Consider the following 17,102-nt stretch of genomic DNA (forward strand, 5'->3'; position numbering starts at 1 on the left):
CCAGGGCATCGCGCTGGAAGGGATGCGGCTGGTCAAGGAGTACCTGCCGCGCGCCTATGCGGACGGCACCGACATCGACGCCCGCGCCCAGATGATGAGCGCGGCCGCCATGGGTGCAACGGCTTTCCAGAAGGGGCTGGGCGCGATCCACGCCATGAGCCACCCGATCGGCGCGGTGTTCAACACCCATCACGGCACCACCAACGCGGTCTGCATGCCTGCGGTTCTGGAGTTCAATGCGCCTGTAATCGCCGACCGGTTCGAAGCAGCCACAGCCTATCTGGGCATTTCGGGCGGGTTCGACGGGTTCCGGGCCTTCGTGCAGGAGTTCAACGACTCGCTGGGTATCCCGCGCAAGCTGTCCGATCTGGGCGTGACCGAGGATGCGATCCCGGAGCTGGTCAAGGGTGCGATCATCGACCCCTCGTGCGGTGGCAACCCCATCGAGTTGACCGAGGAAAACCTGACCGGATTGTTCAGGGCTGCTCTTTAAGTGTTAGTCGGATCCGGGGAATTGATATGCTCCGGGTCCGGTCTCATTCCGCGGGTTGTGGTCCCGCTACCTGTGCACTTGTGAATGTTGCTGGAAATTGAGCGGCGAACGCACGTTCTGGCTCATTGCGGATCTCGGACCAGGTCGGCGCCCGCTGGAAGCCAGGCGATCTGAGGGCCAGGGACAGCACGGATTTGTCCTCGACATAAATCAGCCCAAGCTTCTCAAGGCGGTCCATCGCAGAGTCAAAAGCGTCCACCCCGTACAAGTCGGATACCTGATCACCAAGAAGCGCCCTGCCGATGATCACTGGGCTCAGGTCAAGGATGGCCCGAGCCGCATCGTCCAATTGGTGAACAACGCGTTTGCCTGACGCTCGCCGGTCGATCACCGTGTTGCCCTCGACATAGAGGGCTGACGTACCGGCCTCGCTTTGCCATGCAGAAAGAGCATCCAGCGTCGACGCCGCGCGCTGCGCTGGCGGGCTTGGACCGTTGTCGACGATGTCGAAATGGTAGGCGAAATTCCAGACTTCTTCGGGCGGCAGGTCGAATATGAAGGAATACGGCTTCGCTGGTTCGACCTCGACCCCAAATGCCTCGGGGTGTTCAAAATACGGGCTGAACCGGTCCGCTCGCACGGGTCCAATCGAGCCGGGTGGTTGCAGGTGATGCAGCAGCGGAATAAGCTTTGCCATCCGTTCGAAGGCCTCGGGGCTTTCACCGGGAAACCCGTAGAGGAAACACCACTCGACAAAAACTCCGGCCTCGGCACACAGCTTCAGCGTCTGGATGTTCTGAATTCCGCTGACCCCTTTCCTCATATGCGCAAGGGTCGGAGTATCGAAGGTCTCGATCCCCGGCTGGATCTTTCGAACGCCGGCGTCGGCCAGACGGGCGATCACGGTCGGCGAGAGGTTTGATTTGACCTCGTAATGCATCAGGAATGGTCTCGTGTCCTGCGCAAGTTTCGGGATCAGGGTCTTGAGGTAGCGGTGATCCAGAATGTTGTCGACCACGACGAGATCCGGGCCATAGAGATCGGCAAGCGTGCAGAATTCGGCATAAGCCCGCTCGGCTGACTTGCTCCGATAGGTCATCGATTGGCCGTTCAGCCCGCAGAAAGTGCAATGGTGTTTCGCTCCCCACCAGCAGCCACGCGATGTTTCGATCGTAGCAGATGGCACAAGGCGCTCTGATAGTCCCGCAGTGTTTTGAAATTGATCAAAGAAGGCGTTGAAGTCCGGTATGGGCAGCTTGTCCAGATCCGTGGTCAGGCGCGGTCGAGACTCCTCCAGCGGGTTATCCAATTGGCTCCGGTTCAGAAACCCCTCGACCACGGGCAAGGGTCTGCTTGGCCCCAGGGCTTTCAGAAACTCGGGAAAGGCATGGTCGCCTTCGCCTATGCAAACCGCGTCCAGTTCAGGATGTGCCTGTATAAGCGCGCGCCCCAGCGACCCCTCGCAATTAGCGCCGCCCATCACTATGATCACGTCGGTTGACCGTTTCCGCACAGCCCGGGCCAGTGCGATCGAGGCCATGACCTGTTGGAACGACGACGTAATCCCGATCACGGTCGGGTTCTGTTCCATCACCGCATCGGCGCAACGTTCGACAAACGCTCCGGCTTGCTTTCGGGCTGCGATGGCGTTTTGCATGAACGCCAGCCACTCGACTCCGGATACATAGTCACCAAGCACCGTGGTCAGGTAGTCCATCGCGTCCAGATCGCTGCGCGGGTAGATAAGATCGCTGAATATCCATTCACCCAGCAGCGCCTGATAGCAGCGGCCATCAGACAGCATGAAATACTCATCGAGGCCGATCGCCTCGGCATAGTCGAAGCTGAAGTACTTCTCGGTCGTCGCAAAGTCGTTGTCCCGCGCCAGCTGCGCAAGAAGAGACATCCCAAGCCCGGGATGTTGCAGCGAAGAAAACGGCATGGACACCAGACACAGCTTATGCAGAGCTGCGCCTTGGTCCTGACTGGAGACGACCGCGCTTTCGCTCATGCGAAGTTACGCGCAGCGGGGCCGGATCACACCGTCGGACGTATCTTCGTAGGCATTCTTGATGTCTTGCATCGCCGACTTCAGGTCGGATTCACCGGAAAAGACGTTCCCAATCGCGGCCAACAGCTTGCGCGCCTCGCCATCCTGATCGAGCGAGATTCCCAAGCGGTTTACTACGCCTTCGGGGTTGTCGATGAATTCTTTTCGAAAGGCCTCGTCAAGGATGCCGCGGCCAATGATCTGCTGAACATCTTCCAGGGTCAAACCCCGAGTATGGTGGTCACTCATAATTGTTCCTTTCGCAATACAAGGCCAATTGTTAATAGTTTTTTTACTCAATATCAATGCCGTGGATGGTCCGCGCCACCCTTGCGTGGTGTCTGGAAAAAGGTCGGGATCAGCGACATACTGAACTCGGGCAGTCGGGGGGCGCTTGAACATGAGGAAACAGGTCCAGATCGAACCGACCGAGCGCAGAATGTGCACGGTTCTGTTCGCCGACATTGTTCGTTCGACGATGATGATCGGCAGTTTGGATCCCGAAGACGCCGTCAGCCATCTGGGCCCTGCCATCGAACTGATCATGTCGATCTGCGAAAAGTTTGGCGCAACCACGTTGTTCACCGGCGATGGCGCGCTCGCGGTTTTTGGATCACCGAACGCGGACGAGGATCACGCGGTCAAGGCAATAGCCAGCGCCCAGCGGATCATCGACCGCATCGGCAAGCTGGACGATCGGCAGTTGGATGTGCGGGTTGGCGTTCATTCCGGCGAACTACTGGTGGGCCAGTTGCAACACACCCTCGGGGAAGAGCAGGCCTTTCTAGGACCGGTCATGAACATCGCCAGCAAGATCGAGGCCGCCGCCAGAAAGAACGTGGTCACGGTTTCCGGTCAGGTTTTGGAGAATGCCGGTGATCTTTTCGACCATACCCATGTGGGCGATCTCGAGCTGGATGGGGGTGCGGGTCCGATCAAGCTGTTCGAAATCACCGGCCGCAAAGAACAGGTGTCGCGCTGGATGGCGCGGGCGCGCCGCGAACGTTCGCCATTTGTCGGGCGCGAAAGGGAACTGGCCGAGCTTGTTGCGGCGTGGAACCAGGCGCTTGACGGCAAAGGAAACTCGGTTCTGTTGTTGGGGGCGGCTGGCGTCGGCAAATCCAGGCTGCTGCATGAGCTGGTCGAGAACTGGCCCCTGGGCGCGCACCAGGTTCTGGAGTTCAACTGCTTTTCGCTGGATCAGGAAGCTGCGTATCTGCCGATCACCCGCGTGATCAATGCCCGTTTGGGACTGTCGGACACCAAATCCGATGCCGAACTGGACCAGAAGCTGTCCGAGGTTCTGGGCGGGACCAAGTTCCTGGATGCGCATACCCGATCGGCCCTGTATTCGCTGTTCAGCCGTTTCCAAACGGAACCGGCGCTTTCGGCTGTAGATCCGTCTCGCCGACGGAGGCAATTGAACCAGATGCTGTCGCGGCTGGTTCTGTCGATGAAGCAGGACAAGCCCCTGCTTCTGTTGTTCGAGGATTTGCATTGGGCCGACCAGGGGACTCTGGACGTCATCGACAACCTGCTGGGGCAGGTGCGGGGAACGAATGTTCTGATCCTCCTGACATCGCGCAACGCGAACCTGTTCACGAACGACCCGATGGGCTTGCTCAAGGTCGTTCCGGTCGCCCCGCTGGGCGAGGCGGCCTGCAAGGACCTGATCACGCGCTTGCTGGGCCAGAGCGACATCGATGGTCAGTTGGGCTCATACATCGAAGCCATGAGCGGCCGCACACCGCTTTTCGTTGAAGAATTTGCCCACCACATGCGGGACCGCATGTCGCAAGCCGGGTTCAAGAACGGAGCGATGGACAGCCTGGGCGACATCGAGATCCCCGCCCGGGTTCAACCGTTGATCGCCTCCCGGATTGATGCCCTGCAAAGCGAGGACCGCAAAGCTCTGCAGCTGGTTGCCGTCGGCGGGTTGCAGTGGACGTGGGGCGTTCTCGCCGACACGCTTCAACGGCTGGGCTTCGACGCCAAAGCCCAGATTTCGACCTTGGTGGAACGCGGTTTTCTTGAACTGCCGGAATCTCAGGACGGCCAGCAGCTGCGGTTCAGTCATGCGTTGGTGCAGAAGGTTGGGTATCGCAGTATTCCACGCCAGCGCCGCGCAAGGCTGCACCGTGCGATCTATGAAACTCTGCTGAGCCGCGGCACATCCGACGATCTGGACGTGGCACAGTCCATCGCCCGTCACGCGGACAAAGGCGAGTTATGGCTGGAGGCTGCCGAGGCTTATACGCGGTGCGGCGAGATGTCGATCAAGCTGTTTTCATTCGAGGCCGCCGTCTCATATTTCGAAAACGCCCTGCGGTGCATCGACCAAGTTCAAAAGCGGACCGGCACTCAGGTGGCTGTTGACCTCGGGCTACGCGCCCGGCGCGGTCTGCGCGTTTCGCTGGTGGCCAGCGGCAACTTCAACCGCATCCTGACCATCTCACGCGAGGCGGAAGCCTTGTCCGACGCGTTGGGGGACACATCCGCGCGCGTTGCGTTTCAGGTCGACCAGGCGATCATGCTGACGATCTTGGCGGATGTACGGCAAGCAATGGAGGTGTCTGAGCGCGCGCTGCGAACCGCAACCGACGCCGAAGATCCGCGCCTGCAGGCAAACGCGGCCTTTGCACTGGCGCAGGCTGCGTGGTTTCACGGCAACTTCGCGGCCGCACGGGCGGCGATTGATCAACATGCGGATCTGTTCCAGACGGTGTTCCGTGTGGCCGAAGCGGGCACCACCGGGTCGATTTCGGTGCTCGGGCTTGCGACCCGTGCCAACGCCAACAGCATGATGCATCGGTTTGACGAAGCGGATACCGGTATCCGCGAGGTGCTGTCGATCGCCGAAGAAACCGGCAAGGCCTATGATCTCAGTTTTGCGCTGATCGCGCGGGGGATCTGGTGCTGGCAGCGAAATGAACCGGCTGACGCCGCCATTGCGTTGCGCCGCGCCTTGCGCGTGTCGGACGATGCTGGAATCGATGTTCTGTGCTGTTTCGCAGCGGCTCCCCTGGCTCGGGTGCAGTCGGTGTTGGGTGAACTTCCGGATGCCCGGCTGGTCCTGAACCGAGGTCTTGAACTGGCGCGTGACATGGAGATGGAAGCCTTCGTCGCCTGGCTGCTGTCGGCCGAAGTGCAGGTTCTGGTGCAGGAAGGCAGAACGAAAGAGGCCAAGGAACTGCAATCCGATTTGAACGACCTGTGTGACCGCAACGGGTATTTCCAGCACGAGCAATCCAAGGCATTGAGGGCGTTTAAGATTTGAACACCCCAAAAAGCCTCGGCTGAAAATACTGCGCATTCTGGCGCTCGACCTCAGCGTTGCAGGTTCAGCATCAGCCGGCCAAATCCGGCCGGTGGTGTGGTGATCCCGGCCATTTGCATTGCTTGGAATGCCATCGCCTGATTTGAAGTTAGAACGGGCTTGCTAACAGTTTTTTCAAGCCGGTCGATGATTTCCACGCTGCGCATGTCCGTACAGGACAAAACCAACACCTCGGCCTCGGGGCAGTCTGCGGCCAAACCCAGGTCAAACACCGCCTGTGGGGTCAGGGCGCCTTGGCCGTAATTGTCCAGCTGGCCTGTCACTTCGGACCGCGACACGGTTGAAATGCCAGTCTCGGCCAGGAACCGGATTGCCAAGTCATTGATGTCTGCGACATAGGGAGAGGCAAAGCCGATGCGTGTCGCCTCCAGCGTATGCAGTGCATGCACCAAGGCGCCCGCGGCCGTAACGGTCTGCGCCCCGCTGCTGGTCCTGATACGGTCGGCAAGTTCGCGATCGAAGGCCGGGCCATGGGTCAGCGTTGCCGAGGTACACCCATAAAGAATGACATCCGGCCGGACACCATGCAAAAGCCTGAGCGGCTCATCCAGATCGGCGGTGCCAAGACCGTGCATTTGGGCAGCATCGGGTATTTCTTCCTGATCATAGCCACCCATTCGGGCAAAGTGCAGTGAAACGCCCTCGGGCCGCAGCATCGTCATGTCGGGTTCGAGATTGGTGTTCGTGAACGGCACGAGAATACCGAAACGGGACCGGCCTCTGGATGGGTGGAAATTTCTCTGCGTCATGGCTGATACTCCTCGGCCCAACGTTCCAGAACCGCGGCCATGAGTTCGAGGTCTGCAGTCTGACCGATGGTGGCACGTAGGCAATTGGCCAGTCCCGCGCCGGATTGCGGTCTCAGGAATATGCCTTTTTCCCTTAGGGCTTTGTCGGCTCTGGTCGCGGTGGATTGGTCCGCAAAGCGGATCAGAAGAAAGTTGGTATGACTTTTGGGAACGTCGAACCCGGCGGACCGAAGGCGATTGGCGAACCGGTCGCGCAGCTCGGCAGTGAGGGCACATGTCTCGCGCATGTAGCTCTGATCGTTCAGAGCGGCCAAGGCAGCCGCCTGTCCGCACACCGACACGTTGTTTGGGCTCATCACCTTGCGTATCTGGACGGCGATCTGCGGCGGGAACAGGCCCCAGCCCACGCGAAACCCGGCCAGCCCGTAGGCCTTGGACAGAGTTCGAAGAACGACCGTGTCCGCCCGCGCGACAAGGTCGAACATCGGCTCGTTCAGATCATCGGCGAACTCGCCATAGGCCTCGTCGATCACAAGCAGGGTGTTGTCCCGCAACCCTTCCCGAAGCCGCAGCAGATCGCGGCGGGAGATACGGGTGCCTGTCGGGTTGCCGGGATTGGCCACAAACACCAACCTGGTATCCGGTTGCACGGCCGCCAGAAGCGCGTCGACGGATACGCATCCGTCCACCTCGGCGGCAGTGTCGAAACGGGCGCGAGCCAACTGAGCCACGGTACGAAAAAACGGGTATGCGTTCGCAGGGGCAAGAACGGCGGCGTCTGGTCCGGCAAAGGCCAGCGCCAGACCCGCAATCAGCTCCATCGACCCGTTCCCGCACAACAGACCTTGCTCGGGCAGGCCATGAAGCTCCGCCAGTCGCGCACGCAATGCCGTCCAGTCCGGGTCCGGGTAGAGGTGCCAGTTCGCGGCCGCCTCTGCGACGGCCTGTCCGACCAAGGGACTTGGCGGGCGCAGGCTTTCGTTCTGCGACAGCGAAACAAGGCGCTGTCCTGCCGGCGGATCCAGCTGAGCCAACGCATAGGGTGACATGGCAGCGACATGGGAAACGGGACGGATCATGGCTTTACCCCATAGACATGCTGCGCGGCCCGGGCGCTCACAAGCTCGTCCCGCACATCCTGTCGAACAGCCAAGGGTGACCTTTCATCGGGTGGCCCAAATCCGCCGCCGCCCGGAGTTTGGAAGATCAGCGTTTCGCCGCCGCCAATTCGCACCTCGCCCTTGCCCGGCAAGTCCGGGCCGTCGGGGCCGAGACGGATGCGACCGGGCGCGCCCGCCAGTCCGCCGTGCCGTCCCTTGGCTGGGTTTGCGATGCGTTCGACCGAAAGGAACAGCATAAAATCCTCGCCGGTGGAGGAGCGTATTTCGATGTCCTGCCCCAATCCGCCGCGGAGGCGACCGGGGCCACCGCTGTCTTGGCGCAATTCGCGACGCGTGATCAGGACAGGCGCGACAGCCTCGGTTGTCTCGACTTGGCTGCCCCAAACACCCGAGGGGAAGGCCGTCGCCGACAGGCCATCCAGGCTTGGCCTTGCGCCGGTTCCGCCGCTGAACACCAATTCCAGAGCAAACTGCGTGCCACCGCGGGAAACCGCCTCGGGTGCGTGGCGCAGAGGCAGGTCGTACATGCACGATGCACCTTCGGCCGGCACGGCGTCCGGCAGAGCCTGCGACAGGCAGCCATAGACCAGATCCGGGGTCATCTGTCCCAACGTATGGCGCATGGCCACCGGAGCGGGTGGCTGCGCATTCAGGATGCAATCCGCCGGTCCCGTCACGTGGAATGGCGCCAAAGAGCCTGCATTGTTGGGGATGTCAGGGCCGATGATGCAGCGCAGGGCAAATACCGTATAGGCCGTTGCATAGTTGAGCGGCACGTTGATGCCTTTGCGCGACAAGCCCGATGTGCCCGAAAAGTCGATCAGAACCCGGTCATCCGCGATGGTCAGGGCCGCGCACAAGTCGATCTCGCACTCGTACCCATCGACGGTCAGCACATTGTGCCACGTGCCATTCGGCAGCGCCGAAATGGCCTCGATCGTGCCGCGGCGCGAGGTTTCGATGATGTAATCGGCCAGGCTGTCCAGAGTATCGATGCCAAACTCGACCATCATGTCGGCCAGACGCGCTGCGCCCGTTTCGCAGCACGCGATCAATGCGTAGATGTCGCCCTCATTGGCGATGGGCTCGCGCGAGTTGGCTTTGACGATATCCATCAGCAGCGCGCTCAACTGGCCTTGGTCGACCAGTTTGCACGGCGGGATTCGAAGCCCCTCATCAAAGATATCCGAGCCTTCGGGACCCATGCCCAAACCGCCGAGGTCGACCAGATGCGAGGTGCAGGCCGAAAACCCAACCACATTGCCACGATGAAAAACCGGCATCATCAGCAGGAAATCGTTCAAATGGCCAGATGCGATCCAAGGATCGTTGGTCAGAAAAATATCGCCTGGCTTCATTTCGGAGCGGGAGTATCGCCCGCACAGGGTCTTAACCGCTTCGGCCATCGTGTTGATGTGGCCCGGCGTTCCAGTAACGGCTTGGGCCAGCATACGGCCGCGTACATCAAAAATGCCGGCGGATATGTCGCCGCATTCACGAACGATCGGAGAAAAGGCGGCGCGGATCAGCGCCTGGCCCTGTTCTTCGACCACCGCTAGCAGCCGGTTCCACATGACCTGCAGACGGGTATTCGTCGTGTTCATTCGGCGTCCTCCTGTATCCGGTTGAGCCAGAGATTGCCGCCGCCATCGACGCTGGCCTGAAAATCCGCGCTGACGAATGTGGTGGTTTGAGGCTCGGCAATCAGCGCCGGTCCGCGCAGCCAATCGCCGGGTTCAAGACCGGATCGATCGTAGATACTGGCGTCGCACCAATGCCCGCTGACATCACAAAGAATGCGTCGATGGTCGCACGGCCGCGCCGTGCGCTGTTGGGCTGCGTCAGGAACCCGGCTGAGGGCAGGGGCGGGTGACGACACCTCGACGGACCAGTTGAGAATCTCGATCGCCATTCCCGGTACAGCGCGGCGGAACAACCGGCTGTACTCGGATTCGAAATCCCGGCGCAGGATTTCGATGTCTGCAGGCCCAAGTGCCCGATCCGGAAGCGCGATCTCGATCTCATGACCCTGGCCGTGGTACCGCATGAAGGCCTGTTTTCGGATCGACAACTCGGCTTCGGGTGCACCGGCGCGGACCACGGCCAGCGCCTCGGCTGTCATTTCGTCAAAAAAGGCGTTGAGGCCGTCGAGATCCGGCTGGTCCAGAGTGGCATAGCGCGACCGGACGATTTCGAAGGCGACCGGGGCATACAGAAATCCGACCGCTGACCCTACGCCCGGGTTCTTCGGGATCACGATTTGGTCGACCTGACACCGCCGGGCCACTCGCGTTGCGTGCAATGGCCCATTGCCGCCAAAGGCGATCATCACTCGGGTTGCCAACTCTTTTCCGGACTCGACCGCGTGCATCCGACCGGCGGCGGCCATGCTTTCGTCCACGATTTCGCTGAGACCACGTGCGGCCAGGTCCGGTGCCAGGTCCAGCGCGCTCCCGATTTCCACGGTGATGGCCTGTTCGGCGGCAGCTGTGTCAATCGTCAGTCGGCCTTCGGCAAACCGGCCGGGTTCGATCAGGCCCTGCACCACATCGGCGTCTGTCACGGTCGCCGCCCTGCCGCCATTGCCGAAGGCGGCAGGGCCTGGCTGTGCGCCGGCACTTTCGGGGCCAACCTGCAGGCGGCCCAGCCGATCGACCCTGCCAATCGAGCCGCCGCCTGCGCCGATTTCGATCATCTCGATCACGGGGACGCGCACCGGCATGCCTGAACCTTTGATGAAGCGCGCGGCCCTTGCGATTTCGAACCTGCGCGCGGTCTGCGGGCGGAAAGCATCAATCAGGCACAGCTTGGCCGTCGTCCCCCCCATGTCAAAGCTGGTTACGGCGCGCGCACCGGTTTCAGCCGCGATCCGTGCGGCAAGGATGGCCCCACCGGCCGGGCCGGATTCGACCAACCGGATCGGCAGGCGGGCGGCCGTTTCCAATGTTGTCATACCGCCGCCGGCCGTCATCATGAGAATGGGGCAGGTCAGCCCCTCTGCGGCGAAGCGGGATTGGAACTCGGCCAGGTACCCGGCCATCTGGGGCTGGATATAGGCGTTGGCGATGGTGGTGCACAGGCGGTCAAATTCGCGCGCCTCGGGGCTGACTTCGTGCGAGAGCGAGATAGCCAGGTCGGGGAGAGCCCTGAGCAACTGGTCTCGCAGAGCCAGCTCGTGCTTTGGGTTGGCATAGGAATGCATCAGGCATACCGCCACGGACTGGGCGTCGGTATCCTCAATCCGGCGCACCAGATCGCTCATACCGGCGACATCCAGCGGTGTCAGTTCGTCACCACGTGCATCCATTCGCCCGCCGATCGTGAAGGCACGTGCGCGTGGGACCAGCAGGTTGGGCTTGACCAGATTGATGTCATACTGGCTGTAGCGACGTTCGTACCCAATCTCGAGTATGTCCCGAAACCCGTCGGTGGTTATTGTCGCAACCGGGGCACCCCGCCGCTCGATCAGGGCATTGGTGGCCAGAGTGGTGCCGTGAATGAACCCGGAAACCTGCGGGAAACCGGCATTGGCGTCATCCAGAACGCGCTTTGCACCAATCAAGGCGCCGACGGTTGGGTTGTCCGGTGTCGTCGGAGTTTTCGTCGTTGCGAGGATATTGGATTGCCCGTCCATCAGAACGGTATCGGTAAATGTGCCGCCAATATCGACGGCCAGCCGAAGCCCAGCGTGATTAAGCATAAAATGAAGCCATGGGCAGAAGTTTTAGATCGTTTCGGGCTGCTGGTTCAGCATCCGAAGACTGCGAAAAAACCCGTCCCTCGTCAGACGACGAGGTTGCAACCGGTTGCCCGGCGGCCTTGGGTATCTTTGGCGCAGTCAATCACGGCTTGATCACTCTGATTGTCGATCCGATAGAAAAATGCTGCCCATCGCGGGATCACCTGTCAACAGAAATGCGACCGGGCTAGGCGACGTCTCCCTGCAATTGTCGGCTCAGGTTGTCGGCGGCATCCGGGGAATACCGGTCGATCAGGGCACCCAATTCAGGCCGGCAAGACCCGCAATTTGTTCCGGCGCTCAACGCCGCGCCGATAGCGTCGACACTGATCGCTTTCCCGCACGAGATCGCGTCAACGATCGTCTTCAACCCGACGCCAAAACAGGCGCAGATGATCGGTCCGGTGTCCTTGGCATCTGCGGGTGCGCGGCCGGTCAGAAACTGTGCGGGTGGTATGTCCGGCATCGACGCAAGATAGTCCCGCATCAGGGGCAGCGGGCGCGGCGACACGAACAATGCCGCTTGCAGGCATCCGTTCTGCGACAACGCAATGCGAAATGAACCGCGGGCGGGGTCACCTGCCGTGACCGCGTCCGCATCGGTCAGCGCAAACCATTCGCGGGCGGTTTTTTCCCAATTCAGTATCCGGGCATGATCAGCCAGCTCTGTCCTGTAACCGTTGTCCGTTCGGGCCGTCGCCCGGTAAGCGACCGAGGGGATCAGGGGGTTCCTGGAGACTGCAAAGGCGTACCACGCCGCCTGCATGACCGAGATCGAAACGGGTGTTGCCTTGCTTTCGGGTTGTCCGGAAATCGGATCAGTAGTGCCGGGAACCAGCATGTCCACCCGGCCCGAAGGGGCCGTTTCCGCAGTCCAATGGATGGGGGCAAAGACGTGACCGATGCGAACATCTTGGGTGATGCGCGCGCGAAAGATACCACGCCCAGTGGGACTGGTGACCTCGACAAGATCTGCGCTGGATATCCCCTCGCGGGCGGTGTCCTGGGGATGAATGTCCACAAACGGCTCGGCCAGATGGGCGGACAGGCGGGCTGAAAGACCGGTCCGGGTCATGGTGTGCCATTGATCCCGTGTGCGTCCGGTGTTCATCACAAAGGGATATTTCGGTCCGGGCAGGGCTGCCGGACGCCGATGAGCAACGGGAACGATCCGGGCCTTCCTGTCGGAGTGAAAGAAGTGTCCGTCACCAAAAAATCTCCCACCTGCACCCTTGCGACCCAATGGCCAGCGGGTGGGTTCCAATTCGGCATAGCCCGCCTCGTCAATTTCGGAGAAGCCCGAAATGTCGAAGTCTTTCCCGAACTGCGCGGCGATTTGGGACATTGCGGCGTATTCCCGGAATATCTCGGCCGGTGAAGCGTAGTCGAACGCGGTTTTCCATCCCATGCGGCGGCCAACTTCGGCCAGGATGTCCCAATCCGGGCGCGCTTGGCCCGGTGACTGCAAAACGGCGCGTTGCCGGCTGATGGTTCGGTCCGAATTCGTGACAGTTCCGTTCTTTTCGGCCCACCCAGCGGCCGGCAACACAACGTCGGCCAGACGCGCCGTATCGGTATTCAACGTCAGATCACTGACGACCGTGAACGAGCAGGCGGCGATTGCGCGGCTGACCCTGTCAGCTTCGGGCATGGTTGCCGCCGGGTTGGTGTGGATGATCCAAAGGGCCTTGATCTGCCCATCTTCGACCGCACGGAACATGTCCACGGCCTTCAGCCCCGGAGACTGCGGTATTGCAGGCGCCTGCCAATACGCCTGAACCGCGGCGCGATGATCGGCGTTTTCGATGTCCAGATGGCAAGCCAGCGTGTTGGCCAGACCACCCACTTCGCGCCCACCCATCGCGTTGGGTTGGCCGGTGACCGAGAACGGGCCCATTCCCGGCCGTCCGATCCGACCGGTGGCCAGATGGCAGTTCAGAATGGCGTTGACTTTGTCGGTCCCGCTGGAGGATTGGTTCACTCCCTGGCTGAAGACCGTCACGACGCGCGGGGTATTGATCCATAGATCGAAAAATGCGGCGAGTTTTTCGGCAGGCAGGCCGGTTTCCGAGATCTGGTCGTTTCCGGCCGTTTCCAGTGCGGCTTCCAGACCCGAGGTTAGCCTCACGAAGTCCGGGTCCACGGCCCCGCGCCGATGAATCTCGGTCAGCAGCCCGTTGAACAGCGCCACGTCGCTGCCCGGATTCAGCGCCAGATGCAGATCGGCCTGATCGCAGCTGGCGGTGCGGCGCGGGTCGATCACCACGATCCGGGTGCCGCGCGCCTGCCGTGCCGCCAGAACGCGCTGGTACAGAACCGGGTGGCACCACGCCAGGTTCGACCCGACCAGTACCACCAGATCGGCCTGGTCCAGATCCTCGTAGGTGCCGGGCACGGTGTCGGTGCCAAAGGCCCGCTTGTGCCCGGCCACGGTCGAGGCCATGCACAGCCGCGAATTGGTGTCGATATTGGCCGATCCGATGAAGCCCTTCATCAGCTTGTTGGCCACATAGTAATCCTCGGTCAGCAACTGCCCCGAGACATAGAAGGCCACGCTGTCGGGACCATGCGCCGCGATCGTTTCGCGGAACCGGTCGGCCACCAGTTGCAGTGCGTCGTCCCAGCCCACATCCCGGCCAAAGGCGCGCGGTGTCAGCAGGCGGTGGCCCAGCCCGACCGTTTCACCCAAAGCTGTGCCCTTGGAACACAACCGTCCGAAATTCGCCGGGTGGTCCGGGTCGCCCCGCACGGTCAGACCGCCGGCCCCGTCCGGGCGCAGCAGCACGCCGCAGCCCACGCCGCAATAGGCGCAGGTGGATCGCACCTCGGGCAGGTTCGAGCCGTCCATCACGCGGCGCTCCGCTCGGTGACGGCGCGGGCGTCCAGCAGGATGCGCCCGCCCTCTAGCCGAACCGGATAGGTGGTGATCCGGCCTTCATCCGCGCCTTGAGCCTCGCCCGTATTCAGGTCGAACACCCAGTTGTGCAGCGGGCAGGTCACCGACTGGCCATGCACGATGCCTTCGGACAGCGGGCCGCCCTTGTGTGGGCAGGCATTGCTGGCCGCGAACAGTTCCGCCTCGGCCGTGCGGAAGATGGCGATGCAGCCAAGACGGGTTTTCACCAGACGTGCGCCCCGCAGCGGCACGTCGTCGATATGTCCGATGTCGATCCAGCTCATTCCGCGGCCTCCAGGGTGAAATCTGCAATCGGGGCATAGCTCGGCGCCTTGTCGCGCACATGCTCGGCCCAGGGGTCCTTGCGATAGATGCTCTGCGACAGTTCGAACCGCTCGACCAATGCCCGCCGGTTTTCGAGGTCGTCGACCACATTGGCCCTGACCCAGTCCATGCCGACCTTGGCCAGCCATTTGTACAGCCGGTCCAGATACTTGCCGCCCTCGCGATAGGCCTGGGTGACGGCCATCACCACCTCGATCGCCTCGTCCTCGGTCGGGACCTGGCACAGCAGTTCGGTTTCCTTGACGTCCATCCCGGCCGCCCCGCCGATGCCGATCTGATAGCCCGAGTCCACGCAGACCACGCCGATATCTTTGCAGGTCGCCTCGGCACAGTTGCGGGGGCAGCCCGAAACCGCCAGCTTGAGCTTGTGCGGTGTCCACGATCCCCACAGGATCTGTTCCAGCTTGATGCCAAGGCCGGTGCTGTCCTGGGTTCCGAAGCGGCAGTGATCGGTGCCGACACAGGTTTTGACCGTGCGCAGACCCTTGGAATAGGCGTGCCCCGAGACCAGACCGGCCCGGTTCAGATCGGCCCAGATGGCGGGCAGGTCCTCGCCCTTGACGCCCAGCAGGTCGATGCGCTGACCGCCGGTGACCTTGACGGTGGGCACGTCGTATTTCTCGGCTGCGTCGGCGATGGCGCGCAGCTCGGCCGGGTTGGTGATGCCGCCCCACATGCGGGGCACGACGCTGAAGGTGCCGTCCTTCTGGATGTTGGCGTGTTTGCGTTCGTTGACGAACCGGCTTTGCGGGTCGTCCTGATACTCCAGCGGCCAGTCGGCCAGCAGGTAATAGTTGATCGCCGGCCGGCAGACATGGCAGCCATTGGGCGTTTTCCAGCCCAGCTCCTGCCAGACGGCGGCCTGGCTTTTCAACTCTTGCGCCTTGATCAGGCGGCGCACGTCCTCGTGGGTCAGATCGGTGCACCCGCAGATCGGTTGCGCCGCCGGCATCTGGAACTCATCGCCAAGCGTGACCTGCAGGACCTGTTCGACCAGACCCGTGCACGTTCCGCAGGATGCGCTGGCCTTGGTGCTGGCGCGCACGGCGGCCAGATCGGTGGCCCCGGCGGCGATCGCCTCGACGATGGTGCCCTTGCATACGCCGTTGCAGCCGCAGATCTCCGCCTCAGGCGGCAATGCTGCAACGGCTGACAGAGGGTCCGCGGTGTCGCCCCCCTGATAGGCCGGGCCGAAGATCAGCGTGTCGCGCATCTCGTCGATGTCGGTGCCGTCCTTGATCAGGCTGAAGAACCAGCTGCCATCGGCGGTGTCGCCATACATGACCGCGCCGATCAGGCGGTCGTCTTCGATCACCAGCCGTTTGTAGACCCCGCGCGCCGGGTCGCGGAACACGATGTCCTCGCGTCCCTCGCCCTCGGCGAAGTCTCCGGCGCTGAACAGGTCGCAGCCGGTGACCTTCAGCTTGGTGGCGAGTTCCTTGACCACGAATGCATCCGGCTGGCCCAGCAGGGTATTGGCCACGACCTTGGCCTGATCGTAAAGCGGCGCCACCAGGCCGAACAGGTGGCCGTCGAATTCGACGCATTCGCCCACGGCCAGCACATCCGGGTCCGAGCTCTGCATCTGCGCGTTCACCTCGATCCCGCGGGCCACGTCCAGCCCGGCATCGGTGGCCAGCCGGGTTTCGGGGCGGATGCCGACGGCCATCACCACCAGATCGGCGGGCAGCGTCTCGCCGCTTTCCAGTAGCACCGCCTCGGCACGCCCTTCGCCCAGAATGGCCTTGGTCGAGGCCTGGGTCCGCACGGTGATCCCGCGGCGTTCCAGATCCTTGCGCAGCAGGTATCCGGCGGCTTCGTCCAGCTGCCGCTCCATCAGGTGGCCCATCAGGTGCACCACGGTAACGGTCATGCCGCGCTCGGCCAGCCCCGCCGCGGCCTCGAGCCCCAGAAGACCGCCGCCGATCACCACCGCGTTGCCACCCTTGGCGGCCGCGTCGATCATCGCGTTGGTGTCGTCCAGATCGCGATAGGTGATGACGCCGGGCAGGTCCTTGCCCGCAACCGGAATGATGAACGGGGCCGAGCCGGTTGCGATCAGCAGCTTGTCATAGGGCACATGGCCGTTTTCGCCCTCGACCACCTTCATCTCGCGGTCGATCTTCACCACATGCTCGCCAAAGCGGCAGGCGATGCCCCGTTGCGCGTACCAGTCGCCGTCATGGATGACGATGTCCTCATAGGTCTTCTCGCCCGACAGAACCGGGCTGAGCATGATGCGGTTGTAGTTTCCGCGCGGTTCGGCGTTGAAAAGCGTGATGTCGAACACATCTGGCGCGGTCTCGGTCAGATGTTCAAGCACGCGGCCCGACGCCATCCCGGCACCGATCACGACAAGTTTCTGTTTCATG

Annotated in this window: 11 protein-coding genes; 2 read left to right on the plus strand and 9 right to left on the minus strand. The window is 62.1% G+C overall.

What is annotated here, in order from left to right; genetic code table 11:
- Nucleotides 1-493: dehydroquinate synthase/iron-containing alcohol dehydrogenase family protein (locus AC2FM5_RS12650; protein WP_496735956.1), on the plus strand; the 493-nt coding region annotated here is incomplete at its 5' end.
- Between the two features lie 43 nt (nt 494-536).
- Here the strand turns inward: AC2FM5_RS12650 and AC2FM5_RS12655 are convergent.
- Both AC2FM5_RS12655 and AC2FM5_RS12660 read right to left on the minus strand, forming a co-directional pair.
- On the minus strand, nt 537-2,504 hold the full coding sequence (locus AC2FM5_RS12655; RefSeq protein WP_496735958.1) for a RiPP maturation radical SAM C-methyltransferase: 1,968 nt from the start codon (nt 2,502-2,504) through the stop codon (nt 537-539).
- A gap of 6 nt (nt 2,505-2,510) precedes the next feature.
- Nucleotides 2,511-2,792: an Os1348 family NHLP clan protein gene (locus tag AC2FM5_RS12660; protein ID WP_170341400.1), complete on the minus strand. Its 282-nt coding sequence runs from the start codon at nt 2,790-2,792 to the stop codon at nt 2,511-2,513.
- Between the two features lie 151 nt (nt 2,793-2,943).
- On the opposite strand from AC2FM5_RS12660, the gene AC2FM5_RS12665 reads away from it, so the two are divergent.
- The gene (locus AC2FM5_RS12665) at nt 2,944-5,820 is read left to right on the plus strand and encodes an ATP-binding protein (RefSeq protein WP_496735960.1); all 2,877 of its coding nucleotides are present in this window, start codon (nt 2,944-2,946) and stop codon (nt 5,818-5,820) included.
- A 50-nt stretch (nt 5,821-5,870) separates the two neighbouring features.
- Here the strand turns inward: AC2FM5_RS12665 and AC2FM5_RS12670 are convergent, their stop codons facing one another.
- The 7 genes from AC2FM5_RS12670 to nirB all read right to left on the minus strand — a co-directional run bounded on the left by AC2FM5_RS12670 (nt 5,871) and on the right by nirB (nt 17,101).
- Nucleotides 5,871-6,629: a maleate cis-trans isomerase family protein gene (locus AC2FM5_RS12670; RefSeq protein WP_170582693.1), complete on the minus strand. Its 759-nt coding sequence runs from the start codon at nt 6,627-6,629 to the stop codon at nt 5,871-5,873.
- Nucleotides 6,626-7,708 carry a pyridoxal phosphate-dependent aminotransferase gene (locus AC2FM5_RS12675; protein WP_496735963.1) on the minus strand — a complete coding sequence of 361 codons (1,083 nt, stop codon included), beginning with the start codon at nt 7,706-7,708 and terminating at the stop codon, nt 6,626-6,628. Before AC2FM5_RS12675 ends, AC2FM5_RS12670 begins: the two co-directional genes overlap by 4 nt.
- Complete coding sequence (locus tag AC2FM5_RS12680) at nt 7,705-9,354, minus strand: hydantoinase B/oxoprolinase family protein (protein ID WP_496735965.1); 1,650 nt, start codon at nt 9,352-9,354, stop codon at nt 7,705-7,707. The genes AC2FM5_RS12675 and AC2FM5_RS12680 overlap by 4 nt, the downstream gene beginning before the upstream one ends.
- Entirely contained in the window at nt 9,351-11,450 is a 2,100-nt protein-coding gene (locus AC2FM5_RS12685; RefSeq protein WP_496735967.1) for a hydantoinase/oxoprolinase family protein, read from the minus strand. The genes AC2FM5_RS12680 and AC2FM5_RS12685 overlap by 4 nt, the downstream gene beginning before the upstream one ends.
- 226 nt (nt 11,451-11,676) lie before the next feature.
- On the minus strand, nt 11,677-14,337 hold the full coding sequence (locus tag AC2FM5_RS12690; RefSeq protein ID WP_496735969.1) for a molybdopterin-dependent oxidoreductase: 2,661 nt from the start codon (nt 14,335-14,337) through the stop codon (nt 11,677-11,679).
- Nucleotides 14,337-14,669 carry a nitrite reductase small subunit NirD gene (gene nirD, locus AC2FM5_RS12695; RefSeq protein ID WP_093963084.1) on the minus strand — a complete coding sequence of 111 codons (333 nt, stop codon included), beginning with the start codon at nt 14,667-14,669 and terminating at the stop codon, nt 14,337-14,339. The genes AC2FM5_RS12690 and nirD overlap by 1 nt, the downstream gene beginning before the upstream one ends.
- A complete protein-coding gene (nirB, locus tag AC2FM5_RS12700) occupies nt 14,666-17,101 on the minus strand; it encodes a nitrite reductase large subunit NirB (RefSeq protein WP_496735972.1) in 2,436 nt (811 codons plus the stop codon). Before nirB ends, nirD begins: the two co-directional genes overlap by 4 nt.
- Nucleotide 17,102: the final 1 nt, after the last annotated feature.

The sequence above is a fragment of the Ruegeria sp. BHSA162 genome (genome assembly GCF_059613385.1).

What these genes read in the sequence shown, in the direction of transcription:
- AC2FM5_RS12655 (WP_496735958.1), bottom strand. Translation starts at nt 2,504, where the DNA reads ATGAGCGAAAGCGCGGTCGTCTCCAGTCAGGACCAAGGCGCAGCTCTG.
- AC2FM5_RS12660 (WP_170341400.1), bottom strand. Translation starts at nt 2,792, where the DNA reads ATGAGTGACCACCATACTCGGGGTTTGACCCTGGAAGATGTTCAGCAG.
- AC2FM5_RS12665 (WP_496735960.1), top strand. Translation starts at nt 2,944, where the DNA reads ATGAGGAAACAGGTCCAGATCGAACCGACCGAGCGCAGAATGTGCACG.
- AC2FM5_RS12670 (WP_170582693.1), bottom strand. Translation starts at nt 6,629, where the DNA reads ATGACGCAGAGAAATTTCCACCCATCCAGAGGCCGGTCCCGTTTCGGT.
- AC2FM5_RS12675 (WP_496735963.1), bottom strand. Translation starts at nt 7,708, where the DNA reads ATGATCCGTCCCGTTTCCCATGTCGCTGCCATGTCACCCTATGCGTTG.
- AC2FM5_RS12680 (WP_496735965.1), bottom strand. Translation starts at nt 9,354, where the DNA reads ATGAACACGACGAATACCCGTCTGCAGGTCATGTGGAACCGGCTGCTA.
- AC2FM5_RS12685 (WP_496735967.1), bottom strand. Translation starts at nt 11,450, where the DNA reads ATGCTTAATCACGCTGGGCTTCGGCTGGCCGTCGATATTGGCGGCACA.
- AC2FM5_RS12690 (WP_496735969.1), bottom strand. Translation starts at nt 14,337, where the DNA reads ATGGACGGCTCGAACCTGCCCGAGGTGCGATCCACCTGCGCCTATTGC.
- nirD (WP_093963084.1), bottom strand. Translation starts at nt 14,669, where the DNA reads ATGAGCTGGATCGACATCGGACATATCGACGACGTGCCGCTGCGGGGC.
- nirB (WP_496735972.1), bottom strand. Translation starts at nt 17,101, where the DNA reads ATGAAACAGAAACTTGTCGTGATCGGTGCCGGGATGGCGTCGGGCCGC.